This is a genomic window from Pandoraea sp. SD6-2, assembly GCF_000389825.1.
Taxonomy (GTDB): domain Bacteria; phylum Pseudomonadota; class Gammaproteobacteria; order Burkholderiales; family Burkholderiaceae; genus Pandoraea; species Pandoraea communis.
In genome coordinates, this window is the sequence record NZ_KB944423.1 from 235,708 (window position 1) to 261,542 (window position 25,835).

A 25,835-nucleotide genomic window follows, 5' to 3' on the forward strand; every position below is an offset into this window, starting at 1 on the left:
AGTGTAAAACTAAAGTGGTGACGATCAACACCAAATTAAAGATTACAGATCATGCGACGTCCGTCACCCGACGGTGGGTAGACGCGTCACAAATCGGAGACAAACACGGTGAAGACGTTGACGGACAAAGTGGCAGCCATTACTGGTGCCGGGTCGGGCATGGGCCGTTCGCTGGCACTCGAACTGGCGCGCCGCGGGACGCATCTCGCGTTATCGGATATCGACGAAAGCAGCGTGACGAACACGGCCACCGCCTGCCGCGCGTTGGGCGTTCGCGTCACGACGCAGCGGCTCGACGTCGCAGATCGCGACGCCGTTTTCGCCTGGGCTCACGAGACGGCTGCAGCCCACGGCAAGGTCAACCTCGTCTTCAACAATGCCGGCGTTTCGTTGTCGGTGCCGGTGGCGACCATGCGCCAGGAAGATTTCAAATGGCTGATGGACATCAACTTCTGGGGCGTCGTGCATGGCACGCAGGCGTTCCTCCCCCACCTGATGGCGTCCGGCGAAGGGCATATCGTCAATACGTCGAGCCTGTTCGGCATCATCGCCATGCCGACCCAATCGGCCTATAACGCCAGCAAGTTCGCCGTGCGCGGCTTCACAGAAGCGTTGCGAATGGAGCTGGAACTGGCGCACGCGCCCGTCTCATGTACGTGTGTGCATCCGGGCGGCGTCGCGACCAACATTGTGCTGACCTCGCGTATCGACGACAGCATCACCCTGCTCACCGGTGTGGACGCCCACACGCACCGCCGGCGTGCCAACAAGCTCATCGACGCGACGAGTGCGGACGCCGCTGCACGGCAGATCCTCGCGGGCGTCGAGCGTAATGCACGACGCGTGCTCGTCGGCGACGACGCGCACCGCATCGATAAACTGGCCCGTCTGCTCGGCGCGCGCTATCAGACCGTGGTGGCCTGGCTCTACCGGCGCTCTGCCATGGCTCGCAAGCCTTCGTCGAAAGCGCACGACGCAGCGGCTCGCTCCACGGCAACCAAATAGACAACGCCCGGAGACCATCGCCATGACGGCAAACACGACAGCCACCGATGTCGACCGTGTCGGCACGGACCTCGACGTCATCATCGTCGGCGCAGGACTCTCCGGCATCGCTGCCGCGCATTTCTTGCGCGAGCGCTGTCCGGGCACGCGATTCGCCATGCTCGAAGCGCGCCAGTCGCTCGGCGGCACATGGGATCTCTTCCGCTATCCCGGCGTGCGCTCCGACTCCGACATGTTCACGCTCGGCTTCAGCTTCCGTCCCTGGGCCAGCCCCCGGGCCATTGCCGATGGCAGCGAGATTCTCGAGTATCTCAAGGACACCGCTCGCGCAGAGGGGCTCGACAGCCTGATCCGTTACGGCCACAAGGTTCGTGAGGCCCGCTGGGATTCGACTATCGCGCGCTGGACGGTGGACATCGAACGCACACACGCCGACGGCCGTCAGGACACGCAGGCGCTCACGTGCCGCTTCCTCTTCATGTGCAGCGGGTATTACGCTTACGATGCCGGACACGCACCGACGTGGCCGGACATGGACACCTTCACCGGCACCATCGTGCATCCGCAGCACTGGCCTCAGGATCTCGACTATCGCGATAAGCGCGTGGTCATCGTCGGCAGCGGCGCCACGGCGGTAACGCTGCTGCCGAGCATGGCGGCGACGGCGGCACACGTCACCATGCTGCAACGCTCGCCGAGCTACATCCTGTCGATGCCGAGTCGCGACGGCGTCGCCGAACGTTTGCGCGCGTGGCTGCCGGCGGGCATGGCGCACCGCATCGTGCGCGCGAAGAACGTGCTCATCGCCCTCGGCTTCTACAATGCGGCGCGACGCTGGCCGCACGCCATTCGTCGCTTACTGATTCGCCGCGCAGCGCGGCAGGCACAAGGCCATGTCGACGTCGAACGCGACCTCACGCCCCGCTATCAACCGTGGGATCAACGGCTTTGCCTCGCACCGGGCGGCGACATCTTCAAGGCGTTGCGCGACGGACGAGCCGCCATCGTGACTGACGAGATCGCGTCCTTCACAGCAAACGGGCTCGCGCTCAAAAGCGGCAAGACGCTCGACGCCGACATCGTCGTGACGGCGACCGGCTTGCGCGTGCAGTTGATGGGCGGCGCCCGTCTGCTGGTCGACGGCAAACCCGTGGCACTCTCCGACTCGGTCGCCTACAAGGGCATGATGTACAGCGATGTGCCCAACCTTGCATCGGTCTTCGGCTACACCAATGCGTCGTGGACACTCAAAGCCGAGTTGATCGCGCAATACGTCTGCCGTCTCATCAATCATATGAATGCGCAGGGGGCGGACACCTGCGTGCCGCAGTTGCGCGATGGCGAGCATGGCGAGATGCCGGCCATCGGCCTGACGTCGGGCTACATTCAGCGCGCCGCCGGGGCGCTGCCAAAACAGGGTGGCCGCAAGCCGTGGGTGTTCTATCAGAATTACCTGCGCGACCTGCGATTGATGCGCTGGGGCAGCGTCGACGATGGCGCCATGCGTTTCGAGCGTCGCGCGACGCGACCGGTCGGGCCGGACGCGGCCACGGCCAGGCATACATCGAATACGACGGGCGTCGCGGCATCGGCGACACGTTATTAGCCCGCACGCGCCGCGATGGGTGACGCGCCACGTTGTAACCCGCTTGCGCCCCGCGTTGTTACGATGCACCCTGACTCCCGTTGCCTGCTGCTCGATACGCCATCATGCTCATTGCTTATTTGTTCGGTTGCCTCGTCATTGCGTTTGCCGCCGTTGCGGTCGTGTTGATGCGTTTCACGCATCGCGTTGCGCGCCGCGCCGAAGCGGCCGTGCCGCCAGACGGCCAATATCTCGATATCGATGGCGAGCGCCTGCATTACGTGGATTTCGGCCAGGGTCCGGCCGTCGTGTTCATTCACGGCCTTTGCGGTCAGTTGCGCAATTTCGCCTATTTGCCGCTGGCAGCGCTCGCGCGCACGCATCGCATCGTGCTCGTCGACCGGCCAGGGTCCGGCTACTCGACGCGTGCCGCACAACACGATGGCGCGATTGCCTCGCAGGCGAACGCCGTCGCCCGATTGATCGACACCCTCGCGCTTGAACGTCCGCTTGTCGTAGGACACTCGCTGGGCGGGGCGGTATCGCTGGCGCTGGCGCTCGATCATCCGCAACGCGTCGGGGCACTCGCCTTGATCGCACCGCTGACGCAGCCGGTGTCCGAGGTGCCTGCGGCCTTTCGCGCCCTGACCATTCGCAGCGCCCGCTGGCGCCGCTGGGTCGGACGCACCCTCGCCGTGCCTATCGGCATGATGACGGGCCGCACGACGCTCACCCATGTCTTCGGCCCGGAAGACGCCCCGAAGGACTTCCTCGTTCGCGGCGGCGGCGTGCTCGGCTTCCGGCCGGGCAACTTCGAGGCGGGCAGCGTCGACATCCTCGCCGCCGAACGCGACATGCCCAGCCTTGCAGCACGTTACCCAGCCTTGTCGGTCCCCGTCGACATCCTCTATGGACGTGGCGACCGCATCCTCGATTACCGCCTGCAAGGCGAGACCATGCCGCTCGCCAGCGAACGCGTGCAGTTGACGCTCGTGGACGGCGGCCACATGCTGCCCGTTACGCAGCCCGAGGCGACGATGCAATGGCTGAAGGACGTTGCGGCACGCATGCCCGCGCCACAGTACGGCGCCCCCCAGCCCGCCATGACGGTGTCGGTGCACGCGGCGAATGGCACGGCGTCATGACGCCGCCCCGACACGCGCGGCTCACCCTGCCCGCCCCGAACACCGCACACTCCACTCAGGCCGCACATCGGGGGTAGCCCCGCCTGCGCCGAGGGCCTTCCGGTGGCAAACTAGACGCTTCCCGATTCAGCGCGATTTGCGTGCGCACGCCTCATGTCCGATCGCAACGAAGCCCACCCGGCGCCACCCAGCCTCCGAATGGCCGCCAGCGTCGTCGTGCTGCGCGAACGAGCCAGCGGCATGGAAGTCTTGCTGTTGCGACGTGCCGTACGCGCGACCGACTTCAGTTCCGATGCCTACGTATTCCCCGGCGGCGTAGTCGATGCTGGCGACCGGCTGGGCCACCTCGTGTGCGATGCCCTCGACGACGCGACGGCCAGTCGGCGTCTGCAACTGCCCGAGGGGGGCCTCGATTACTACGTGACCGCCATGCGGGAATGCTTCGAGGAAACGGGCGTGTTGTTCGCCGACGATGGCTCTGGCACCCCCATCGACCAACATCGCCTCGGCATCATGCGCGGCGAACGCGAGGCGCTGCACGAGGGGCGAGTTGATATTGCATCGCTATGCCGCTCGTTCGACGTGCAACTCGCCGCGCAACGTCTGCACTATCTGAGTCATTGGGTCACGCCGCTGGGCTTGGCAAAGCGTTTTGACACACGGTTCTTTCTGGCGAGGCTTCCCGAGGGTCAACAGGTCGAAGTCGATCAGATCGAGACGGCGGCGCACCGATGGATGCGCCCCCGGTACGCCCTCACGCATGCCGATCAACTTCGCCTGCTGCCGCCCACGCGCAAGCTGCTGCAATGGCTGGAGGGCATGGGCACTGCGGATCAGGCGATAGCCGCCGCAGCGGCACTGAAAGGGGTACCGCGCATTCAGCCGCGTCTTGCCAGCGGCAAACGGGGTCGCTGGCCGGTCACACCGGACGAACCGGCCTGGGCCGAATTGACCCTGACCGATCCGCACGAACAAGGCACGGGCAGCTACGAGATTGTGCCTGGGCGCGTGGTGACACTGATGCCCGGCACGCTGCGTCTGACCGCGCCGAATCCGGGCATGATGACTGGCCCCGGCACGAATACGTATCTAGTGGGCGGCAGCCCGGACAACGCGTGGGCGGTGATCGATCCGGGCCCCGACGACCCGGCGCACATCGACGCGATCCTGCGCGCCGCTCGCGGCCCCATCCGGCAGATTTTCGTCACCCATACGCACCGCGATCATTCACCCGGCGCGCGCCTGTTAAAAGCGCGGACGGGGGCAACGACCTATGGCATGCGTGCGCGTCATGACGAAGGGCAAGACACCGCCTTCGTGCCCGACGTGACGCTGGCAGACGGCGACGCGGCGACGTTGCCGGACGGCCGTATCCTGCGCGCGATTCATACGCCCGGACATGCAACCAATCATCTTTGCTATGCATTGGAAGGCGCTGAGCTGGTCTTCACCGGCGACCACGTCATGCAAGGCTCGACAGTCGTCATCAACCCGCCTGACGGGCATATGGCGACCTATCTGGCGTCGCTTGCGAAACTGGCCGCGCTCGCGCCCGAGTGGCTCGCCCCTGGGCATGGCTTTGTGATGGATCGGCCGGCGCAACGAATTGCCCGGCTCATTGCGCATCGGCTCGCGCGCGAGGCCCGTGCGCTCGATGCGCTTGCGCAGATAGGGCCGACGACGATCGAGACGCTCATACCGGTGGTGTATGCAGATGTGCCCGTGTCACGACACGCCGTCGCTCGGCGCTCCTTGCAGGCGCATCTGGAGAAACTCGCGGAGGACGGTCTCGCGTCGGTGTCGGCAGACGGTCAATGGCGGCGACATGCCGGTGCTGCGACGAGGAATTGAGACTGCCCCCGGGACTGGTGTCATTCGTACGAATCGCCGCCAAGCAACTCGTCGACGATGCGCTCTCCGGCCTTACGCCCGGCCATCTCGGCGTCGACACGATTGTCGCGATGCCCGTCGGGGGATCGCACCTCCGGCCCCTCCGGTTTGCCGTGTTTGATGACCTGCACCAGATAGTCCCAGGGTCCGGCGTACTCCTTCTGAAAGGCGCGCACGCGAACTTGATAACCTGCGCGGTATTCGTAGACCTGCTCATGCGATGCGTAGTTCATAACAGACTCCGGTTGGCGGGATGCAGGAAACGGCATGTCGAACGGGGTGGCTCGTGTTCGGCGCGAAAAGGTTGACTCGCATGGGTTCATGGCACATCGACGACGATGGGCTCGGTGCGCACGCCACTGGCAATCGCGTTGGCGGCAAGCTTGACGATCTCGTCTTCGGCATCCATGAACTGATCGAAGAGTGCTTCGCCGCTGGCGTCGGCATTTGCGAGACGATTGAGTGCGGCCCGCCCTATCTGGCAGTTGAAAACGCTGCCATCGACGTTGACGTAAAAACGCACGAACTCGCCGTCGTTTCCGAGTCCGATGCCGCCGTGCAGAAAGGAACTCATTGCCACCTCCGCTGCGCCCTGAAAGTCGAAAAACACCTTACGCTTTCAAAAAGCGTAGCACGTTCGAATTCAATAAGTGACATCGGCACGTTTCACCTGGCACACGGCGGAGGGCGGCGCAGACGAAAAAAGACCCACCTGGGGGTGGGTCTTGAAACCGGGTCGCATGGGGCACCATGACCACCCGGGAAGACAGGGTCATGTGAACATGACGGATTCATTATGGACGGCCTCGCTCGCACTGGCGGCAGGCGCCGGACGCGGTATTAGACATAGATCAAACTTTGTCAGTCTTTGTTCAGGGGGGGGCCCCGCCAGGGGATGCTATGAATCGCTCTCATACGACGTCACGCCCGCAGGCGGCCAATCCACCTGGCTGGATCATTCTCACCGGAGTGTTTTATGTACGAAGACGAGGTTAAAGTCGGCCTGAATCTACTTGAAATTGCGACCAATGCGAACGAAGGGATCACCTCCCAGGAGCGATTGCAGAGGTTAAGCGAGGGGATTCAGGCGATTGCGGTCAAGATGTTCGTCACGACGCCGGACCATCGCGCCCATCTCGCAGCCAAGATGCATGAAGCATGCGACGCCTTGCGTGACGTCATCACCGCTGACAAATCGCTGAGCAGTACCGAAGTCGCCGAGTTATGCGCAAGGCATGAAGGACATTACGCCGAGATCGAGAGTTGGGCGTCCAAGGCCGAACAGTTCGCGAATCATCGGATCAAAGCGGGTGAAGTGGTAAAGCGCCACCTGCATAAGATCTGAAGACTCGTCGGAAGCGCCCCTCACGGGTGGCGCAAAACTGTCCGACCGATTCGCGAGTGTGCAGCGTGCTTCAGAGGATGCAAAAATGCCGTGACCGGCTTAATGCCCGACACATGAATTTCTTGGAAATTTTCCCTGACCGGGAGAGGACTTGTCGCGAACAACGCTACGAACTACAAGGGAATTTTGGGGTGACCGATGGGACTCGAACCCACGACGACTGGAATCACAATCCGGTTAGCAAATAGCAATTTTTCTTTGTTTTTTAGGCTGTTAGGGTGTCCCGATTGTCAATTCTCATAGCTGGACATGCAACGGTGCGACAAGGCTTTCCGGCCGCCCGTTGACAAAAAAATCGACAGAAAGGGGCCAACGCTTGAAGCCGTATTTGCCAGTGCGTCCCAAAGATACCCCCCAATAGTCTGCGCAAAAATTCAGCACGAAAACTCGGGGCTCTGCGAGGAGTTTACGAGCCGGTATTAGGCGCGGTTGGGTGAGTGATTGGCAGCGCGATCCTCCCCCTACGTGCCCCACCGGCATCGGCTCACGGAAACAGAACTGCGGCGTAGTTGCGAGCGCTGTGGAGGATATGGACGACGTCAATTCGGTCGTCCGACTCGACCACACGATAGAAGATTTGGTAGTTGCCATAGACGCGATGGCGGATACCGTAACGCTCATAACGCGGCACCACGGGGAACGCTAGCGGCATCTCAGCAAGACTCAAGCACTTGTCTCGCAGCTCCTGAATGAACGTCACGGCACGGCGCGGATTGTCCCGCGCGATGTAGTCACCAATGGCTTCGAGGTCGACGATAGCTTCGGGCAGTAAGTGAACGATCATGCCTTGTCGTTCACCATTGCCTGATACTTCTTTTCGAGACGGTCGAACACGTCGGCGGCCGGTTGGCCCCGACCTGCTTGCGCGTCGGCAATGCCCTTCTCAACGACGGCATCGAGCGCAGCAAGCTGGGTCTCACGATCCTGAATGAGTCGCACGCCTTCGCGCAAAACCTCACTCTTCGAGCCGTAACGGCCCGTCACCACAAGCTCGGCAATGTAGCTCTCAAGTTGTCGCCCGAGTTCAGCGCTAATCATGATTTCCTCCGTTAGGGGGCTTGGCTGGAATAGCTGGAATTTTATCATCATTGATAATAGTTATCAAATTGCATGCCCAGCCCGATGTCGGGAACGGGAGTTGTTTGTCGAGTCCCGACCGAGCACTCAGAATATTCGGAAGTTACTGAAACTCATGGCACAGCACTCCTGCGATGATGAATTCAGCCGCAAACACGGCTAAATCCACTGGCATCTAAGGAGACTTTGATGGGCGATTCAAACGACAATGGCGGAAAGGATGGAGGAAACGGCGAACTCGACCTCCCCAAGTCGTTGACGCGTGAAGGGCATGTTGTCTGGTTCCACGAATACAAGAAGTACCTCGGTTACGCTTGGGACGAGGCAGCGGGAGAAATCAGGCGAGCGCATGTGTCTGACCCCGAGCACGCGATTTACTTCGAGACGTTTGCGGAAGCAATGGTGGCGACGGATAGGTTGATGGGGCCTCACGTCATTCTTCACGCGGCAAAGCGGGGTGGGAAACCGAGGTTGGTGCGGTAACCGTTGTTGCGGCCCATCCAATGCGGTGGGCCGTTATCCGCTATCTCTAGACTCACCCTCGCATTTTGCTACGCGGCCATCGACCGACTTTCCCCCCGCTCGTTTTCGCCAAGCACTTGCTTGCGCACGTCAAATTCGGATGGATAGCGTCTGACGTCAAACCGGATGAGACGCACGCCGATGGCCTTCATCATCGCATCCTTCTTCTCGTCACGTGTTTTTTGTCGCTGTCGGTCATGCGATGGATCGTCTAGCTCGACAGCCGCAACAACAGAAAAATCGCGGCGACATATTACGTAGTCCAGTGAAAGCTGCGCCACTCGATTGAAATGCTGCTGGTTCTTGCTTCGCTTTGTTCGCACGATCCTTTTTGCGTCCACCTGAGCCAGGATCACGTAGCCGGGCAAACTGCTTTCGATGAGTCGAAAAAATGCTTGTTCTGTCGCGGTTAACGGCTTTACCGCGTAGTACGCGGACGCATCAATTGCGCTACCAGTGCCACGAACTTTGTGCCCAGCGCGTATCGACAGTGTCGCGGCAACGACGACTATAAAAAATAGAGCGAGCGCCCCCCAGACCATGTGAATGTCTCCATCATTAAAAGTAAAGTGGGGGGCACTTTTGTAAAACTGGCTAACGACAGCACACCGTCGCAGAATCTTTGCGTGCTTTGTCTCTGTTGGCGGGCAACAAACCTGCTATGCCCTTTTTTTGAAGGGAATGATTTTGGCTGTACGCCTAATCTTCGCCGGTTGTTCCGTTTCGTTGCTTACTTGAGGGTGGTTTCGACAAAGCAAGTCCCATCCTCCGAAGTGCGGCTTGGTCTTCGCGCGGACTGTGGCGATAGTTGTCGAGTAAAGCCCGCTCGTCGGGGGAAAGATTGCTCTCGACGGCGACGGCTCGCACTCCTGTCAACACGTATTGAACGTCCACACCCAAACCTGCAACGGCACTTAGATATCGAGCGTCAGGAACTCGCTTCCCGCTCTCGTACGTAGTCTGCGCACGCCTAGTCACGCCTCCCACCGAAGCGAAGTCCTCCTGATTCAGGCTCAGACGCTTGCGCTCATCTCTCAAGCGATTGCCGATGTCTAACATCTCGGACATATCCCAAATCCATGAGATCAAATGATCCCTATACTTGTTTGTGAGAGCAAATGCTCCCATCAGCAATATCAACGGGAGGCACTATCGTGACCAGCAACCCCAAATTCATCATCAGCCGCGAGGACCTAGGAAACGGAAAATTCCTCGTAATAGTGACTATTCGCGACCCATCCCGGACTCGTTCGTCGGAGGCGGAGCTTGAACTGATGCGTTGCACATGGGATGCAGGTGTCCGCAAGTACGGCGTGAAATCTAACGCCGATGCTATCGAAATCGCCCCGCCCTCAGCCGTCCACCATTGACGTTTCACCTACCCAAGGGCCACGCTATGACCAGCAAACAAAAGCTCACCATCCTCGAAGTCACCCGACGTCAAGGCATATCCAGCAAGACTGGCCGTCCTTACGACATGCGCATCGCGGATTGCATCCTCTGGCAAACGACGAGCGAGGGAGACGACTCCGTTGTCGGCTTGATCACACTTCCCGACGTGCTCAAAGATTCGCGCGAGGGCGAATACCTCGCGGAATTCGCGTTCGGACGATCATTTGAGGGCCAGCTTGTCCCGCGCATTGTCGCGTTGCAGCCCTTCGGAGATGGTGCCAACCCTACCTCTCCAATCGAAAAGCAGAGGGTCTCCATCATCAACGTCGTACGACGTGAAGGCATATCCAGCAAAACCGGCCGTCCTTACGACATGCGTACTGCGCAATGCATCCTGTGGCCAAACTCGAGCGATGGCCCTCGGCGCATCGTTGGCACAATCACTCTTCCCGAGTTCGCCAAAGAGACCCCGAAGGGCGAGTACTTCGCAGAGTTCGCCATGACGCAGTCGATGGATTGTCACCTTGTCCCGCGCATTGTAGCGTTGCATCCCTACGCAAATGACGCACGCCCTGCCGCGACTCCCAAAGCTAGCGCCGCTGCTAAGGCTACCGCCACCGCCGCCGCATAGCTTTGCCTAGCCTCACGTCGTCTATCTAAAAGACGACAACCTGTAGTTCTATCCGGCCCCCCGCCAGATTCTTTGCACCGTCACCGCTGACCGGCCGTGATGGGATTGGGGGTTGCGATGCTTCACCAACTGTCTCTCGACCTATTCGGCGGCTTCTGTCCCGCTCGAATCAAACAGCGGCGTACGCCTCGCCCTCTCCCGATTACCTACCGCCCGTGGCGTCAACTGCGCCTCAAGCTGCCTCTGCGTCGCCTCATCAAAGCCGGTAAGGGTTTCATCTGGACGCGTCCCGACGGCCTCCAATTCGTGTGCAAAACCATGCGCACGCTCGTCGCCCGAATCATGGATTACGACGGCCACCTGCTCCCCGCGTGCATGCGCTCGGCCATAAGCCAGTCGCTCAAGCGTCAATGACCGCCGCAACCGTATAGGTCCCGACATGACAGCCCCCACTAACCTTATCAACCGCACTGTGACCGCCACTGACGGCACTTGCATGTGTATCGCCCGCATTGGCGGCATTCGCGCGGATGACACCGAACGCTTCGGCCGCATGCTCGAAGCCGCCGCGCTGCTTTACGAAACCGTGCAGGTTCTCGCGGGGGCGCTCGATCTTGCTTACGAAGCGCACGAGCTACCGCAACCGGCCTGCTCAAAGTTCGCGTGGCAGATCCTGCGCAACATCAATCGAGGGGGATGACGGTGAACGAACAAGCTATTCGCGTACTGAGCTGCACTCCCGCTCGCAGTGCGACGGTGGTAACGCCGACAGACCGCCAACTGTGTCCGCCCGAGAACGGCCAGCTATTCGCAGTGACGGCCGCTCTGCCCTCGTCATCCCCCACAAGTGGAACACCGCTCGACATTCAACAAATGGCGGGCTTCTGGACATTGGCATTCACGATGGTCGTCGGACTGTACGTCGTGAGTGCCCATGTAGGCGCAATCCTCGGTTTCATACGCCGGGGATAAGCCAGCGCACCGGACGCACTCCGGTATTACTCAATGGAGAGAACCATGAAAGAAATGCTTGAACGTCTGAAGACCATCGGCGCACGCGTCGGTGTGGCTGCCACCGTGATTGCCGTGCCTACTGTCGCTCGCGCTGAGGGAGGTGGCGGTGGTGGTAGTGGTGCCGTCGACTTGAGCGCCATTAGCAACTCCATCAACTTCACCCAAGTGGGGCTCGCAATCGCGGCAGTCGCTGCAGGCATGGCGCTGCTTTACGTCGGCATCAAGGGCGCAAGTGTTGTGTTGCGTTTCATCCGCGGCGCTTGATAGACGGCCGGTGATATCGGGAAGCGATCCGGACGCTTCCCGGCAGCAAACTCAGCACCACTCGTCTTTGTCTGTGACGCAAAGGCGAAGCAAATCAAGCCGAACACAACGGCGGCTATTGGAAATAGCAAGCTGCCAGGGGAAGAGAACCATCCGATGAGGCATACAACGCAGATCCCTGCTGCTGCCCAAGCGAAGAGCGCAAACCTAGCGTTTTCCACCATCGGTGACAGATCAACCATCGTTGGAGACTCCCATGTACGTTGAATTAGCTCGGTTAGACGAACTGATTTTCATATTCTCTGTTTTCTGCCTAATTGTCTCGTTCATCGGCTCAATGCTCGGAGCGTTTGTCCATGCACTACTCCAACAGCACGGTAGTGGACGAACGAAACAACCGGTCCCAGAGGTCTCCAGCAGAGTCGGCTAGCCGCACACAGCCTAACCGTCGTCTGGTGGCCCCGGGTCATAAGCGTGTACCTGAAGGCGTTCCTCAGTTATCGACTCCAGACACTTCCCTTTCGCAATTCGTCAGCCCATCCGCACCGCCAAGGACACGCCATGCCATCCCAAGAACTCTGGAATTTGATGTTTTTCGCGTGGGGAATCGTATGCGGCTGGGCGGTTGTCACTGGTCTGCGGGGGTAATGATGAAAAGAGCGTTACTCGTCATATTGATGATTGCGTTGCTCTCTCAACAAACGGCCAGTTCATTCGTCCCGCCTGCGGCCGGGAACTGGCTATTCAACCGCTCCATCGCAAGCATCATGCGTGAGGTCGCCAAACGTCGTGGCGTCGCCGCCTCAGATCCGCGACTCGCCGCAACAGAAGCGGCGATGTCGTCTCAACTGACGGCGCTGAACGTCGCTGCAACTGGGGCTGGCATTGGTTTAACAATGCTTGGCGCCCCAGTGTGGCTAACCGTCCTCGCGGGCTTGGGGATTGTCGCCGCAGGCTCTGCCGTGGTGGCGTACATGCAGTCTGACGAGCCCACGTCTGGCGAGCGGAGCATTCAGATCGGCCAAGATGGATATGGCCGGGTATCCGTCACAGTGCCGAGTGAACAACAAACGAGCGTCGAACAAGCGTCCTATCCAGGCTTGATCGGAAGCGGATTTGCAGACTACTGGGGAGTCGCGGCCGTAGCCGCCGGATTTCGCGTCTATCGACGCAGCGGATGTGTGCCAACGGCCCCATGCAGTCGCTTTCCCAAGGGGGGCGGAATGGCTTCATTTGGCGACACTGCGGTGGATTTGTCCAGCTTATCGGAAGTGAAGCGTTTCGTGATGTTCATGTCCCACCACTTTGATGGTGATCGAGCGTTCCGAACCGTCGAGCTACGCCCGGAACGTGACATGGACGGGAACGTTCTTCGAGTCATGGTCGATTACACAATCGATGTCGTCGATTGGCAATATTTGCCCTGCGATCCCAAGGCTCCTAATGGTCCGAAGTGCCCCACACAATCGAAAAAAACGATCAACGAGAGTCGAGACATATTTGCCTTCGGTGCGTCTGGCAAATGGGGCGGCATGCGCCTAGGAGGCGTCGAACGCCTTTATGAACGCGAGTATCCCAGCACCGCCCAGAACTGGTACGACAGCCTTGAGCGCGCCTATATCGGCGTACCGAAAGATATTCAGGGGGCGCGAATCGGTAGTGAGACCCTCGCCAAGATCGTGGACTCCGCATGGCGGCAGGCGGCGTCCCGCCCGGACTATGAGGGACTGCCCTATAGCACCGTAGACCCGGTGACGACTGCCGATGTCGAGCCTTGGGCAAAGGCAAACCCGGAAGCCGTTCCCCGTATCGAAGATCTATTCCGCCCCGCGAGTCTTCCGCAGGAACGAAAGGTCGTAATCCGCGAGAAGATCAAGCCGGAGACCAGCACCGAAACAGAGACGGAAACAGTGGTCGAGCCGACGACAGATCCTGGGACAGGATCGAAGATCAGGCCCGACACGAAAACGCCATCAGATCCGCAACTGGTTAAGGACGTGAACGTCATCAACCGCCCCACGGTCGACGTCGGCAATCCCGTCAAGGTGGATCTCGGCACTGCCCCACTGGTTGCAACACCAACGCTCGAAGAACCTCCAACGGCGGCAATGATCCTCGACCCCATCCTGAAGATGCTGCCCGGCTTCACTGACTGGAAAACGCCGAAGTACTCGGCGGAGTGTCCTCGTCCGACCTTCGAACTGTTTGACAAACGAATCCGCATGGATGCCATGTGCGACCTCGCTGAGAAGTACCGTCCGATGATCACGTCGATCATGCTCGCCGTGTTCGTGCTGATCGCGGCCACCATCGTTCTTGCTGCCTGAGGTCACTATGTCGAATCTCTTCGTAATTCTCCTAGCGGGGCTCAACTCGGCGTTGCAGTTTGTCTTCCGCTCGGTGGTCATCAAGTTCGCCATGTTCTTCGGGCTTTGGTACGTCACATCCGAGTTCGTTGATGTGCTCAAAGGCAGCGGCCTGCTACCCAACGCGAACGCCCTGGCTAGCGCACTCGGCAGCCTCCCTCCCGGGGTCTGGTATTGGCTCGAATTGCTAGCGGTTCCACAAGGCTTGCCCATCGTGCTCGCCGCGATGGGAAATAGGTTTGTGATTCGTCGTATTCCACTGCTGGGCTGAGCGATGGCCATTAACGCATACACGGGCCTGATGGGATCAGGCAAGAGCTATGAGGTCGTTAGCAGCGTCATCGTGCCAGCCGTCGTCGCCGGGCGGCGTGTCGTGACTAACATTGATGGCATTCAGCCCGACCTCATCCGCGAATACTGCATCGACGTTCACAAAGGCAATGCCGATACGCTGGGCGAAATTGTCCCCGTGACCAATGACGACGTCACACGTGATGGCTTTTTCCCAGACGAGACGGCCACCGATGCTCCGTCCATCGTGAAGCCGGGCGATCTCGTTGCGATTGATGAGGCGTGGAATTTCTGGTCTGTCGGCAACAAGCTCAAGCCCGAACATATGCGATTTTTTCGGATGCACCGGCATTACGTCCATCCGGAGACGGGCATCGCTTGCGACGTCGCGCTCATGATCCAGTCGATCGGCGACTTGCACCGCCAGTTGCGCGCCGTGGTGGAAATGACGTTCGTGACGAAGAAGTTAAAGGAACTTGGCCTGACCCGAAGCTACCGCATCGAGTTGTACGAGGGCAGCAAAATCGCCAAGGCAAATCGCGTCGACATCTTCACGAAGCACTACAAGAAAGCCATCTTCCCCCTCTATCAGTCCTACGCAGGCGGCAAGGGGAAGGAGCGGGCCATCGACAAGCGGCAAAACATCCTGCTCAACAAGCGGCTTTGGTTCACCGTCGTGGGAATGATCGCTGCGGGCACTGCCAGCGTCCGGTTTCTGATTGGCTACTTCACTGGCGGTATTACCGGAACTACCCCACCGCAAGCCGTTTCGTCCAGCGGCAATCAGACGATCCCTGCGCAGGATGCCCCCGGACACATGCGACCTGAACGCCCCGCATTCAGTGGCGAATGGCGTATCGCTGGGAGTTACAGCGTCGGCAACGACCGCTATGTCGTCGTCGTGAACAACGACGGCCGGCTGCGCGTGGAATCCCCGTCTGCCTTCCTGCTCGAAGGCATCGCCCGAATCGGGAGCATTGACGACCAACGCGTCACCGTCTGGTCGGGTGGCAAGCCGTCGACGTACACAGGGGGCATGCAATGAGGCTCACGCTCTTGCTCGGCATGCTCACGCTGTCGTTTCCCGGTTTGGCAAACGAAATCGTTCCGGCCCCCATCGACTTCAACGGATTCAAAGACCAAGAGGAATACTCGCCGCTCGACTACTCGTCTCGTCCGTTGCTTGAGGCCGAACAAAGGCGGCAGGCGCAAATCACCTCGCTTGGTTCACGTCAACGAAGAATGACGGCGGGCACATTCGACTTCCAGCTTGTCAGCGTTTCGCAACTCATTACGTTGCTCTACGGCGAGGCCGTCAAAACGCCATATGTCATTGCCCCCGAAGTCCTGCAAGACCAGCGGCTGATCTCGTTTCGCTATGACACCAAGCACGGCGACCTGAAAACCTTCCTCAAACTGTTTCTCGACTCGCTCGGCTTCGGTGTGGAAGCGCGATCAGGTGTTGATTTCGTATTCAAACGTCAAGAGGCCGATCCGGCGGTTGAACCAGACCGCGATACGCTCGTTTATCACCCGCAATACCGCGACACCGCCTATCTCTCGCGGCTGGCTAGCCCTTTGTTTCGCGGCCAATTCACCGTCAACCGCTCGATTGCTGCGCCAGCCGAAGCCCGGATCAATGGCGACGTGACGCCCGGTTCTGCCGCATCGCTAATCGATCAAAATGGCGACACGCTGGTATTTCACGGCATGCCGACCGAGATTGACGCGCTCAAACGCCTTCTGCCCCAACTGGATACCCCAATGGGTGAGGTCAGTGTGCGGGCGGCAGCGTATGAGGTGGTCAACAGCGCCGAACGTGGTTCCGCCTTTCAACTCGCGCTGGATCTGCTCTCGAAAGGACTCGGGATCGAAGTGACAGTCGACGGAGACAAGTTCGGCAACGCTATTCGTCTCAAGGCGGGCGACTTCTCCACAATCTTCTCGGCGCTGGCGAAGGACACCCGTTTTCAGGTCATCAACAGCCCGAACCTGCGCATTCGCTCCGGAGCTAGGGGGCGTCTCACTGTCGGCCAGAAGGTACCCATCCTCAAGTCTGTGAGCTATCCGCGCGGTGGCGGCGAGCCGGTGCAGTCGGTCGAATACCACTCGTCAGGCGTCATCTTCGAGCTAGCCCCAACTGTCAAAGACCGAATCATCGATCTGCGAGTTACCCAGCAAATCAGTGACTTCGTGAAAACGACAACGGGTGTGAACAACTCGCCAACGCTCAACACCCGAGAAGTCAGCACAGAAATCAGCCTGCATGACGGTGACGTGATCCTCATGGGCGGACTCACGACCAACAAGAGCACCGATAACCGCACAGGCTTGGCCTTCCTGCCGCGCTTTCTCGACAGTCATAGCGACGCCACGTCGAACACGGAAATCCTGTTGATGCTCCAGGTCGAGCGAGTGAGGGAGCCTAGCGTCGGGAGTGTCGACGCCGATGCCGGAGCCGAAAGTGCCCACGAGCCGAAACGCGAAGTCGGGGCCGATGACGCGCGACTCAGCGCGCCCCGCGAGACCGAGCAGCGGGTAGTACCGCCGACGTCGGCCGAAGCCGCAGCGTCAACCGTACATCCCCTCACTGAAAACCGCTTTGCCGTCAGTGCTGTGCGTGAAGTGGCGCAGATGTCAGCAAGGGCGCCGCGTCGGCCGCCCCCGCCGCCCGCAGGGTCGAGGACGGCGGGGGCGCGCGAAGCGCGCCCCTATATTTATATCAGTAACACTTAACGTACAAACACCCGGCAAGGCCCGCCAGCAAAGGCAAGAGCATTCCCCCCGAAAAAAGGAAGGCCCCGACCGCAGGAACGGTTCGAGGCCTGTACATCAACACGACAATCAGGAGTTGCCATGCTTGAAACGAGTGTAAGTGATTATCCCTTCCGTCGCGAGTACCTCATCGGTGGCCGGGACTTCGGAGACGGGGTACTGGAGATCGTAGTGACGCAGTTCGACCGCTATATGCGGGCACAACAGCTTCACATGATGCCCAAAGCGAAGCGCGGCGAATCCGAGAAGAAGGAAGACAACCGGCTCGTGGCAGCCAAACGGGCTAAACAGCAGGTCAGATTGCGCTGTAAAGCCGTGCACGCGGATCGCATGATCACGCTGACGTACCGGGAGAACATGGAGGACAAGGACCGCCTCAAACGCGATTTTGACAAGCTCAGGCGTCGTTTGGCGAAGCTCCACGACTTCCAATATGTCGCCGTTCCCGAGCGCCAGAAGCGCGGTGCGTGGCATCTGCACATCGCCGTGAAGGGACGCCAGAACTACCGGGTGCTGCGTGCGATCTGGATTTCAATCGTTGGAGAGGACAACGGCTATGTCCGAGTTTCCAACCCGTTCCGGCAAAAAGGGTTGCGCCATAAGCTGGCGGCGTATCTGAGCAAGTACATCACGAAGGACTTTGCCGAACACGAGATGAACGAGAAGCGCTATTGGACCAGCAAGGGGATCGCGGTTCCTGAGCGGCAACCTATCGCCCACATCCTTAACGACGAACCCGAAAAGGCCATCGTGGCCGCTTTCGAGGCTGCTGAGGCGTGGGGCGCGAGCTTGGATGACTGTCAGGTGTTCTGGGATGACTGGCAGGGGTGTTTGTGGCTGGCAACAAGGGAGAACTGAGCGATGAACAATTACCTCAGCGCACATGAACTGGCCGAGTTGATCGGATGCAAACCGAACCAGCGATCGATGATGATGAAATGGCTCGACAGCCACCGCTGGCGCTACGTGGTCGACAGCCACGGGCTGCCCAAAGTGGCGCGCGCATACCGCGACAAGAAGTTGGGCATCGCACACGAAATTGAAGATAGAAAGCATGATGAAACGCCGAATCTCCAAGCCTTCGCCACCGCGTAGGGAGCGGACGTCGGTTCCACGCCTCTATAAGCGAACCGGTGTGACGAAAGTGTCATTCGTCTACCTGTATCCGGACGGGCGCGGCGAGACGCTGGCGACTGCGCCGGTTCGTGACAGGGCTGCCATAGGTGTCGCAGAGTCTTCGGCAAAGCGTCGCGCACTGGACATTCAAGCCGGACAGATTGTGGCCGGCTCGGTGGGCGACATGATCGACCGCTTTCAGAAGGACTACGACCCGAAACATTACCGCGATCAAAGCAAGGACGGGATTGCCGTTCGCAAGTCGCGGTATGCCAACCTCACGAAGTTCTTCGGCCGTATGTCGCCGACGTCGCTCAAGATGTTGCACGGCTATCAATACCTGGACGCCCGTGCCGCCGCTGGTGCGCCGGCGAGCGCAAACAAGGACATGGCTGCCATGCAGACGATCTGCAACTATGCGGTTCGCTGGGGAGTGATCGACGTGAATCCTTTTGTCGGGCTTATGCTGAACGAGACGGATGTGGTTCGTCGCGACGTCACGGCCAGCCAAGTGACACGGTTTTACCTGTGGGCCATCCGGCAAGACCTCCCCTTCAAGACGATGGGGTGCGCGGCCATGTTCGCCTATCTCACCGGATTTCGTGCGGCTGAGGTTCGCCCGTTTCACCGTTCAGGAGTTCGGGACGACGGCGTGATCGTTGAAAGCGCCAAACGGAAACGCGGCGAGGAAAGGGTAATGAAGTTGCGAGCGTGGTCACCTCGGCTGAGCACGGTCGTCAAACGCGCACAACAAGGTCGCCGCATTCCCGGCATGGCTCTGTTTGGAAATCGAACGGGGCAAGCCTACACGCGCAGCGGGTGGGGAAGCGTTTGGCAAGATGCGCAATTCGCATGGATTGCGACGTTCGACCCAGCGGTACGCGCGGAATGGGATGACCTGAAGAAGCGAGCGGTATACCTGATCTCTGGACACTCGGCGTACTTCACGCTTAACGACGGCCGACCAGTCGCGATCACGGAAAAGCTCGAGCGCAGAGAGGCTGACGTGTTCGACTTTGCGGCACACGCAGACCCGGGCACGACGATGCGGCACTATGATCGCAGACGCGTGAGAAAAGCGTCACCGACGAAGTGAGCAAATTGACAAATCGGGGATTTCGTTGACAAACGAAGTGGTTACTACCGGGGAAAGCAAGGAATTTTGGGGTGACCGATGGGACTCGAACCCACGACGACTGGAATCACAATCCAGGACTCTACCAACTGAGCTACGGCCACCGCCGTGATCAGCAACTTGACTTGCTTGCTGAACAGAAACAAGATTATAGCGATGTTTTTATTGCGTTGCCAAGCACTTTTTTCACCGCTTCGGAATATTTCTCCGCTCTCGTGCATGATCGACGCGCGACATCGTCATCTAACGCGGCGAACGCACGCGAAGCAGGTTTGTTCGCCGCCTCAAGATCACGCTGCTGCTAACGACTCCGCATCGTCTCGCTCGGAAACCGCACCCGCACGCAACTGTGCACGCGCCTCTTCGAACGCGCCGATGCCTGCTTTCAAACGCCTCGGATCGGACAGCACACGACGCCATCCGCGTGCGCCCGGCACGCCCCGATACAGCCCCAAAGCATGACGCGTGATCGCGCCAAGATACTTACCCTTCTCCACTTGCGCCGCAGCGTACTCGATCAGCGCGTCTTCCACTTCCTCGCGTGATTTCACCGGCGACGTGTCGCCATAGAAGCGCGCGTCGACGTGCGCCAGCACGTAGGGATTGTGATATGCCTCCCGGCCCAGCATCACGCCGTCGACATGCTGCAAATGCAGTTCGACTTCATCAAGCGTCTTCACACCGCCGTTAATCAGAATCTCGAGTTGCGGGAAGACTTGCTTGAGACGATACGCATAGTCGTACTTGAGCGGCGGAATCTCGCGATTCTCCTTCGGACTCAATCCCTTCAGAATGGCATTGCGCGCATGAACGATGAACGTCGTGCAACCGGCCTCTGCAATCTTGCCGACGAAGTCCTCGACGAACGAGAACGACTCGACGTCGTCGATCCCGATGCGATGTTTGACCGTCACCGGCACCTGCACCACGTCGCGCATCGCTTTCACACAGTCGGCCACCAGTTCCGGCTCGGCCATCAGACAAGCGCCGAACGCACCGCGCTGCACACGCTCCGACGGGCAACCGCAGTTCAGGTTGATCTCGTCGTACCCCCACTGCTCGCCTAGCGTCGCGGCGCGCGCGAGATCCTGCGGCTCACTTCCGCCAAGCTGCAGTGCAACGGGATGCTCCACGGCATCAAAGTCGAGATGGCGCGCGACGTCGCCATGCAGCAGCGCACCGGTCGTGACCATCTCGGTATACAGCCACGTATGGCGCGAAAGCTGACGATGAAAGACGCGACAGTTCGAATCCGTCCAATCCATCATCGGCGCGACGCTGACGCGGCGGGAGGGTAAATTCATTGAAAATCTCTTACAAAACAGTCGATTACAGCAAAAAGCGTAGTGCCGGATTTCCCAATTTTAGACGCCATTTAGGCTCGTTTTAGCACCCAAGTGCTACGGTGTAGCACCGAAAAAAGCCGTGTAGCACCGACGAAAACCTATGGGAACAATCTCAGTACGGGAACGAAAGGACAAAAGTATAGGGTATACGGCACAGATCCGCCTGAAGCGGGACGGCCGGGTGGCGTATACCGAGGCACGGACGTTTGACCGCAGGCAAGCTGCGGCGGCGTGGATCATCAAAAGAGAGAAGGAGTTAGCTCGACCTGGCGGGCTCGAAGCCGCAGCGCAAGCCGATCCCCTCTTTAGCGAGGTCATCGGGAAGTACGTCCGCGAGTCCATCAAGGAAATCGGACGCACGAAGGCCCAAGTTCTGAACGCCGTCGCACGAGCGCCAATCGGCGAAAAGCGTTGCAGCGAGCTCGGAAGCACCGACTACGTTGACTTTGCCAAAAGCCTCGATGTCCTTCCACAAACGGCGAGTAACTATATGTCCCACATCGGGGCAGTCGTCAATGTCGCCCGCCCCGCTTGGGGCTATCCACTGTCTGAGCAAGCCTTGAAGGATGCGCGACGAGTCCTATCTCATCTCGGTCATACGGCCAAGTCCGCAAAAAGGGAAAGACGCGCAAGCTTTGCTGAACTGGATCTGCTACTTGAGCATTTCGTTGGCATCCGCAAAAGGCATCCGAATAGCGCACCGATGCAATACATAGTCCCGTTCGCTATGTTCTCGACTCGGCGTCAAGAGGAGATCGTTACGATCAAGTGGTCGAACTTGGATAGGGAGGGATCGCGGATATTGGTTCGGGACATGAAACACCCCGGTCAGAAAATCGGCAACGACGTTTGGTGCGACCTTCCCCCAGAAGCCATGCGCATTCTTTCGGCGATACCCCGACACGAAGGGGAAGGCCGAATTTTCCCCCACACCACGGATGCCGTCGGCGCAGCGTTCACGCGCGCATGCAAGTTTCTACAAATTGAAGACTTTAGATTTCACGACCTGCGCCATGAGGGCACTAGCTGGCTGTTCGAGCAAGGTCTGTCGATACCTCGTGTGGCCGCCGTAACCGGCCACCGGAGTTGGGCAAGCCTAAAGAGATACACGCATATCCGCCAGACGGGCAATCGATTCGCCGACTGGCCCTGGCTTGCGAGACTAGCCCCGGCAATGGACGCATGACTCAGCAAGCACCTGAGCGTGACAAAGCGCAGCGCCAAGATTTGACTCGTAAGCTATTAACCTTGGGTGGGGGTGGTTGGGAGGCTTATGGGGTTGCGGATGGGGCGTTAACTATTTTGGGGTGTTACGGCGCGAGGATAAGTCGTTGATTTTATGGTAGGGGGATTTGAGGCGTGGTGCGGAATTGGGTCGAAAAGGTCGGCATTGCGATGGCGGCTTTCGACCCACAACTGCCTCTCGTGCATCAATATCAACTGTCCGCTATCGGGCTAGGATGAGACGCTCGTGTGAGAAATTGCTCTGGCTAGATAAGATTAGCGGTCGCATTTTCAATCACGACTCGCTTCAACTGTGCCAATGCGGGGGAAACGTCTCGATGCCCGCTGTGCAGGCAGAGTTCGACCCTCGGCAAAGGCGGAAGACCTTCCTTTTCTCCAAGTTGTCTCAACGACGATGGCATGCCGGCCGATGTTCTCAATGTGATTCCGAGACCTGCCGCCACCCCTGACCAAAGGCTTTGGAGGCTGGCCGTCGTATAGGCCAATCTCCAGGAGATATTTGCGTTATCAAGCGCCTCAATGCCGGCGCGACGGAAGAAGCACGGCGGATTGTATAAAGCCAGGTCCAATGGAAGATCAGAGCTGAGAGCAGCGCCGATCTCGACTGGCCCGATCCATGCCATTTGCAGTGTGGCGAGGTGTTCAGCGTCCGGACGGCTTTCATAGCCCATGACGAGCACAAGGTCGAGTTCATCCCGGTCCAGCCGTTCGAGCAGCACGCCGTTTCGTTCGACAGCAATCTCTACGCGAACCGCCGGATGGGTCTTCTTGAATTGTCCGAGCGTAGCCGGGAGCCAAGTCTCGGCAAAATCGCCCGGTAGGCCGAAGCGCACCACACCCTCAACGGATGCTCCCCGGACTGCCCGAACGGCTTCGTCGTTGAGGTCAAGAATACGGTGTGCATATGAAAGAATCAGATCGCCGGATTCCGTCAATACCAAGCCTCGTCCCTGTCGCCGGAATAGAGGGTGACCTACCTGTTCCTCAAGCTTGCGCATCTGCTGGCTGACCGCCGATTGCGAGCGGCCAACCCGCTCGGCAGCGCGATTCAGACTTCCCAGTTGCTGAGTTGCCAAGAGTGTCCGCAACGCATCCATATCCAGGTTAGGAAGACGCATGGTGCAGTTTTTCTGAAGTAACGATGCCGAATTATCGCATTCATTGCACACTCATCTCGCTATCATCAACGGCGGCGTTTGATTGCTATGCGTACACCGCGAATATCCCGGTCAAGCCATTGACGCCAATGGGTTTCTGAACCAAATCTCGGAGAAATTCACTGTATGAATGGCCAAACTATTTTTAAGCACGGCATTCTGGGGACTGTATTCTCGGCGTGCATGTTATTAGCGACCGTCGCACGCGCCGATGCGATAGCCGTCGAGCCTTCGCTGGTGGGGACCTGGACTTTACTTGCCGCAGATGTCCAGCATCCCGACGGCTCACGAGATCGCGACTACGGCGCAGCTCCCACGGGACTGCTGTTCATCGACGCACAGGGACATTATTCGCTGCAAATTTTCAAGACTGAACGCCCCCAGTTCGCTTCCGGCGACAAGGGCGCAGGAACAGCGGCCGAGTACAAAGCCGCTGTCATGGGTTCCAGCACGCACTTCGGTACGATCAGCGTCGATCCGGTCGGCGGGACTTTGACTTTCCACGTCCAGAAGGCATCCTTTCCCAATTGGGAGGGAGAGCAGCAAAAGCGAAGCTATGAGCTTAAAGGCGGCGAACTGAGCTACCGCGTCGTGCCGCGGCCGAATGGTGATGTGCCGATCTCGGTCTGGAGGCGTTTGAACTAGGCGGACGATCAAGGGCCACCCCGCGCCATTGTGTCAAAGCCAGCGGCATCGCGAACGACAGCGATCAGGCGGACAACGACCGTTCATGCCCATGCGTGAATGGCCGGAAGTGGCCGATTACTGACGTTTGCGATGGGGCGCTGTCGCCCCTCTAGCGACCGTCATCGCTCTACAAAGCAGCCGGTCGGGCAGCGACCGTTACACGGCGGCTTTTTATGATGCGATGGCCGATGTGAGCCGCAAGGCGCTCGCCGTGATCGGCGCCTCGGCAGGCTGGAGTCTCAGATGCCCCAACCTCGGCGCGCGGCTTACGCCAGCTCGCGGGAGTATTCACTCCATAGCCTGAAGCCAGGAAACTGTAGCGCCAACGTGCGTCGCCGGAACCCATCTGCCTATCGCACGCTTGACAGAACCGGAGAATCCGACCGTATCTGCGACCGAAGGCACTATTTGCTGCACCCCATCTGATATCGGAATAGCACGTTCGAGTAATTTTGACCTTTCTTTATCGCCCTCGACTACCACTAGCTTGTCCTCACGTTGCACTCGACGAAAGTGGGCATTGTTCATGTGCGACGAGATGGCTGGCGGCCACTGAAGCTCCGGGCTCATCGCATGAACGGCATGGACTACGAAATAGCCGATTACACAGCAAGTACCTGTCGCAATGCCATCTCCCTGGAAGCCCGCATAGAAAACAAGATAGTCACCACGATTCAGGGTTAAGAGCTGAGAGCGCTTTGGATGACTGGGCTCCCCATAGCTGTAGGTGACGAACTCCGGGTCGTAGTGAGCCGGCGCATCTAGGCCAATGACTTGCGCGAGGGTGGTGCCCCGGCGCGACGGGATGTCGCCGTACCTGAGGGCATTGTGTACTGGCGCCCCTTCAGGAATAGGCACGTAATCAAAGCTGCAATCGGCTTCAATAGGAGATAGCCGACCGCCGCATCCACGGTCGATTCCTACGCGCAGGAAGAGAATTTTGATTTCTGACATTTTGTTGAGAGACCCTGTGGAGCGCAATGCGACTGCTTCGTCTCGGATTTTCCCAGCGCTGGCGAGGGGGGCGCGTCATTCGCAAGATGCAGGATAGCCAGTAGTTCCGCATACATATCTTCGAACACACTGCCAGATATGATGACACGTCGATTTGTTTCCAGCATATGCCCATAAAGCAGCGGGTAGTCCGAATGAAGCAAGGGCCCGCGCTCGTTGAGCAGAATGAAGCGCTCAAAGGCCCATATCGTGTGCCCTTTGGGACTGACGCCGCACGCTTTCCTGCCTATCCCAACCCAATTCACTTTCTTCGCTATTCCTTCGTCGCAAGCCCACGAGCTTACTCCTCCGATACCGATTACGTGGTTGAAGCTCCAGTTCCGCACCGATCCCATGCAGTCATTGCATCCAAAGAGGCCGCTTTCGTCGGGGTCACCCGTGTGGGTTCTTTTGTAGATGAGAATTCTCTGTCTGCTCTCCGGCATTGCTCTGTCTCGATCTAGGGTGGCTGCGGTAATCGCAGAAATTGCTGCAATCGTGGAAATTGGGCAGTTGCCAGATTGTCGCTAATCTGGACATGCCAGTCCAACGACCGTTTCTGGCCGATAGGCGACGACCACATTCGGCCGCCATTGGGGGAGCGACGCCCTGCTTGCTATAGCAGCAAAAGCAGCCCTCGCCACACCATGCACTCCGAGCGAGTTCCGAATCTCCCACATTGAAGCCGGAATTTTCTAATTCAAGGTGCTCGGGTATCCGGGGGAGGTCACCGCAAAGAAGCCTTTGCGACGGCGGTTCCGACCCAAAGCAGTCGTTCGATATACGGTCCACAC

Annotated in this window: 28 protein-coding genes and 1 tRNA gene; 19 read left to right on the forward strand and 10 right to left on the reverse strand. The window is 59.2% G+C overall.

The genetic code is table 11. From position 1 onward, the window contains the following. The first annotated feature begins 108 nt into the window (after positions 1–108). From C266_RS01115 to C266_RS01130, 4 genes are all read left to right on the forward strand, one after another. Positions 109–1,005, forward strand: coding sequence for an SDR family oxidoreductase (locus tag C266_RS01115; protein ID WP_010807215.1), 897 nt, complete (start codon positions 109–111; stop codon positions 1,003–1,005). Positions 1,006–1,027: 22 nt separating this feature from the next. After that, on the forward strand, positions 1,028–2,611 hold the full coding sequence (locus C266_RS01120) for an NAD(P)/FAD-dependent oxidoreductase (RefSeq protein WP_010807216.1): 1,584 nt from the start codon (positions 1,028–1,030) through the stop codon (positions 2,609–2,611). 104 nt (positions 2,612–2,715) lie between these two features. Beyond that, complete coding sequence (locus tag C266_RS01125; RefSeq protein WP_010807217.1) at positions 2,716–3,735, forward strand: alpha/beta fold hydrolase; 1,020 nt, start codon at positions 2,716–2,718, stop codon at positions 3,733–3,735. A 153-nt stretch (positions 3,736–3,888) separates the two neighbouring features. Further along, a complete protein-coding gene (locus C266_RS01130; protein WP_036660900.1) occupies positions 3,889–5,586 on the forward strand; it encodes an MBL fold metallo-hydrolase in 1,698 nt (565 codons plus the stop codon). A 20-nt stretch (positions 5,587–5,606) separates the two neighbouring features. Here C266_RS01130 and C266_RS01135 read toward each other — a convergent pair whose 3' ends face one another. Then, positions 5,607–5,858: a hypothetical protein gene (locus C266_RS01135; protein ID WP_010807219.1), complete on the reverse strand. Its 252-nt coding sequence runs from the start codon at positions 5,856–5,858 to the stop codon at positions 5,607–5,609. An 86-nt stretch (positions 5,859–5,944) separates the two neighbouring features. Continuing rightward, a complete protein-coding gene (locus C266_RS01140) occupies positions 5,945–6,199 on the reverse strand; it encodes a DUF1488 family protein (protein ID WP_036660901.1) in 255 nt (84 codons plus the stop codon). Between the two features lie 402 nt (positions 6,200–6,601). Here C266_RS01140 and C266_RS01145 point away from each other — a divergent pair, with 402 nt between their 5' ends. Continuing rightward, positions 6,602–6,970: a hypothetical protein gene (locus C266_RS01145; protein ID WP_010807221.1), complete on the forward strand. Its 369-nt coding sequence runs from the start codon at positions 6,602–6,604 to the stop codon at positions 6,968–6,970. Between the two features lie 544 nt (positions 6,971–7,514). On the opposite strand, the gene C266_RS01150 is transcribed toward C266_RS01145, so the two are convergent. Further along, positions 7,515–7,814, reverse strand: coding sequence for a type II toxin-antitoxin system RelE/ParE family toxin (locus C266_RS01150; protein WP_010807222.1), 300 nt, complete (start codon positions 7,812–7,814; stop codon positions 7,515–7,517). After that, positions 7,811–8,068: a type II toxin-antitoxin system ParD family antitoxin gene (locus tag C266_RS01155; protein WP_010807223.1), complete on the reverse strand. Its 258-nt coding sequence runs from the start codon at positions 8,066–8,068 to the stop codon at positions 7,811–7,813. Before C266_RS01155 ends, C266_RS01150 begins: the two co-directional genes overlap by 4 nt. A gap of 228 nt (positions 8,069–8,296) precedes the next feature. Between C266_RS01155 and C266_RS01160 the strand changes: the two genes are divergently transcribed. Next, complete coding sequence (locus C266_RS01160) at positions 8,297–8,590, forward strand: hypothetical protein (RefSeq protein WP_010807224.1); 294 nt, start codon at positions 8,297–8,299, stop codon at positions 8,588–8,590. A 68-nt stretch (positions 8,591–8,658) separates the two neighbouring features. On the opposite strand, the gene C266_RS01165 is transcribed toward C266_RS01160, so the two are convergent. Both C266_RS01165 and C266_RS28320 read right to left on the reverse strand, forming a co-directional pair. After that, a complete protein-coding gene (locus C266_RS01165; RefSeq protein ID WP_010807225.1) occupies positions 8,659–9,171 on the reverse strand; it encodes a DUF2726 domain-containing protein in 513 nt (170 codons plus the stop codon). Positions 9,172–9,328: 157 nt separating this feature from the next. After that, entirely contained in the window at positions 9,329–9,757 is a 429-nt protein-coding gene (locus C266_RS28320) for a helix-turn-helix domain-containing protein (protein WP_371257002.1), read from the reverse strand. A 268-nt stretch (positions 9,758–10,025) separates the two neighbouring features. Between C266_RS28320 and C266_RS28325 the strand changes: the two genes are divergently transcribed. From C266_RS28325 to C266_RS01220, 11 genes are all read left to right on the forward strand, one after another. Next, on the forward strand, positions 10,026–10,652 hold the full coding sequence (locus C266_RS28325; protein ID WP_010807227.1) for a hypothetical protein: 627 nt from the start codon (positions 10,026–10,028) through the stop codon (positions 10,650–10,652). A gap of 117 nt (positions 10,653–10,769) precedes the next feature. After that, positions 10,770–11,066 (forward strand): hypothetical protein, encoded by a 297-nt coding sequence (locus C266_RS01175; RefSeq protein WP_010807228.1) that lies wholly within the window; start codon positions 10,770–10,772, stop codon positions 11,064–11,066. Between the two features lie 25 nt (positions 11,067–11,091). Next, on the forward strand, positions 11,092–11,352 hold the full coding sequence (locus C266_RS01180) for a hypothetical protein (RefSeq protein WP_144265664.1): 261 nt from the start codon (positions 11,092–11,094) through the stop codon (positions 11,350–11,352). Between the two features lie 317 nt (positions 11,353–11,669). After that, entirely contained in the window at positions 11,670–11,930 is a 261-nt protein-coding gene (locus C266_RS25960) for a hypothetical protein (protein WP_010807230.1), read from the forward strand. A 647-nt stretch (positions 11,931–12,577) separates the two neighbouring features. Beyond that, positions 12,578–14,257: a hypothetical protein gene (locus tag C266_RS01190; protein WP_144265666.1), complete on the forward strand. Its 1,680-nt coding sequence runs from the start codon at positions 12,578–12,580 to the stop codon at positions 14,255–14,257. A gap of 7 nt (positions 14,258–14,264) precedes the next feature. Further along, entirely contained in the window at positions 14,265–14,567 is a 303-nt protein-coding gene (locus C266_RS01195; protein WP_010807232.1) for a DUF2523 family protein, read from the forward strand. A gap of 3 nt (positions 14,568–14,570) precedes the next feature. Continuing rightward, complete coding sequence (locus C266_RS01200; protein ID WP_010807233.1) at positions 14,571–15,632, forward strand: zonular occludens toxin domain-containing protein; 1,062 nt, start codon at positions 14,571–14,573, stop codon at positions 15,630–15,632. A 20-nt stretch (positions 15,633–15,652) separates the two neighbouring features. Continuing rightward, positions 15,653–17,323: a type II secretion system protein GspD gene (locus C266_RS01205; RefSeq protein WP_246831128.1), complete on the forward strand. Its 1,671-nt coding sequence runs from the start codon at positions 15,653–15,655 to the stop codon at positions 17,321–17,323. 120 nt (positions 17,324–17,443) lie between these two features. Next, entirely contained in the window at positions 17,444–18,220 is a 777-nt protein-coding gene (locus C266_RS01210; protein ID WP_010807235.1) for a hypothetical protein, read from the forward strand. Between the two features lie 3 nt (positions 18,221–18,223). Then, positions 18,224–18,457, forward strand: a complete 234-nt coding sequence (locus C266_RS01215) for a DUF4224 domain-containing protein (protein WP_010807236.1) — start codon at positions 18,224–18,226, stop codon at positions 18,455–18,457. Positions 18,458–18,662: 205 nt separating this feature from the next. Then, positions 18,663–19,574, forward strand: coding sequence for a hypothetical protein (locus C266_RS01220; RefSeq protein WP_144265667.1), 912 nt, complete (start codon positions 18,663–18,665; stop codon positions 19,572–19,574). Positions 19,575–19,641: 67 nt separating this feature from the next. Here C266_RS01220 and C266_RS01225 read toward each other — a convergent pair. Continuing rightward, positions 19,642–19,717 (reverse strand) — tRNA-His (locus tag C266_RS01225). Between the two features lie 186 nt (positions 19,718–19,903). After that, positions 19,904–20,917, reverse strand: coding sequence for a tRNA dihydrouridine(20/20a) synthase DusA (gene dusA, locus C266_RS01230; protein ID WP_010807238.1), 1,014 nt, complete (start codon positions 20,915–20,917; stop codon positions 19,904–19,906). Positions 20,918–21,059: 142 nt separating this feature from the next. Here dusA and C266_RS01235 point away from each other — a divergent pair, with 142 nt between their 5' ends. Continuing rightward, positions 21,060–22,145: a site-specific integrase gene (locus C266_RS01235; RefSeq protein ID WP_010807239.1), complete on the forward strand. Its 1,086-nt coding sequence runs from the start codon at positions 21,060–21,062 to the stop codon at positions 22,143–22,145. 304 nt (positions 22,146–22,449) lie between these two features. Here the strand turns inward: C266_RS01235 and C266_RS01240 are convergent, their stop codons facing one another. Beyond that, positions 22,450–23,322, reverse strand: coding sequence for a LysR substrate-binding domain-containing protein (locus C266_RS01240; protein WP_010807240.1), 873 nt, complete (start codon positions 23,320–23,322; stop codon positions 22,450–22,452). A gap of 222 nt (positions 23,323–23,544) precedes the next feature. Here C266_RS01240 and C266_RS01245 point away from each other — a divergent pair, with 222 nt between their 5' ends. Continuing rightward, positions 23,545–24,006, forward strand: a complete 462-nt coding sequence (locus tag C266_RS01245) for a lipocalin-like domain-containing protein (RefSeq protein WP_051126102.1) — start codon at positions 23,545–23,547, stop codon at positions 24,004–24,006. Positions 24,007–24,336: 330 nt separating this feature from the next. Here C266_RS01245 and C266_RS27180 read toward each other — a convergent pair whose 3' ends face one another. Then, entirely contained in the window at positions 24,337–25,002 is a 666-nt protein-coding gene (locus C266_RS27180) for a hypothetical protein (protein WP_144265668.1), read from the reverse strand. Positions 25,003–25,835: the final 833 nt, after the last annotated feature.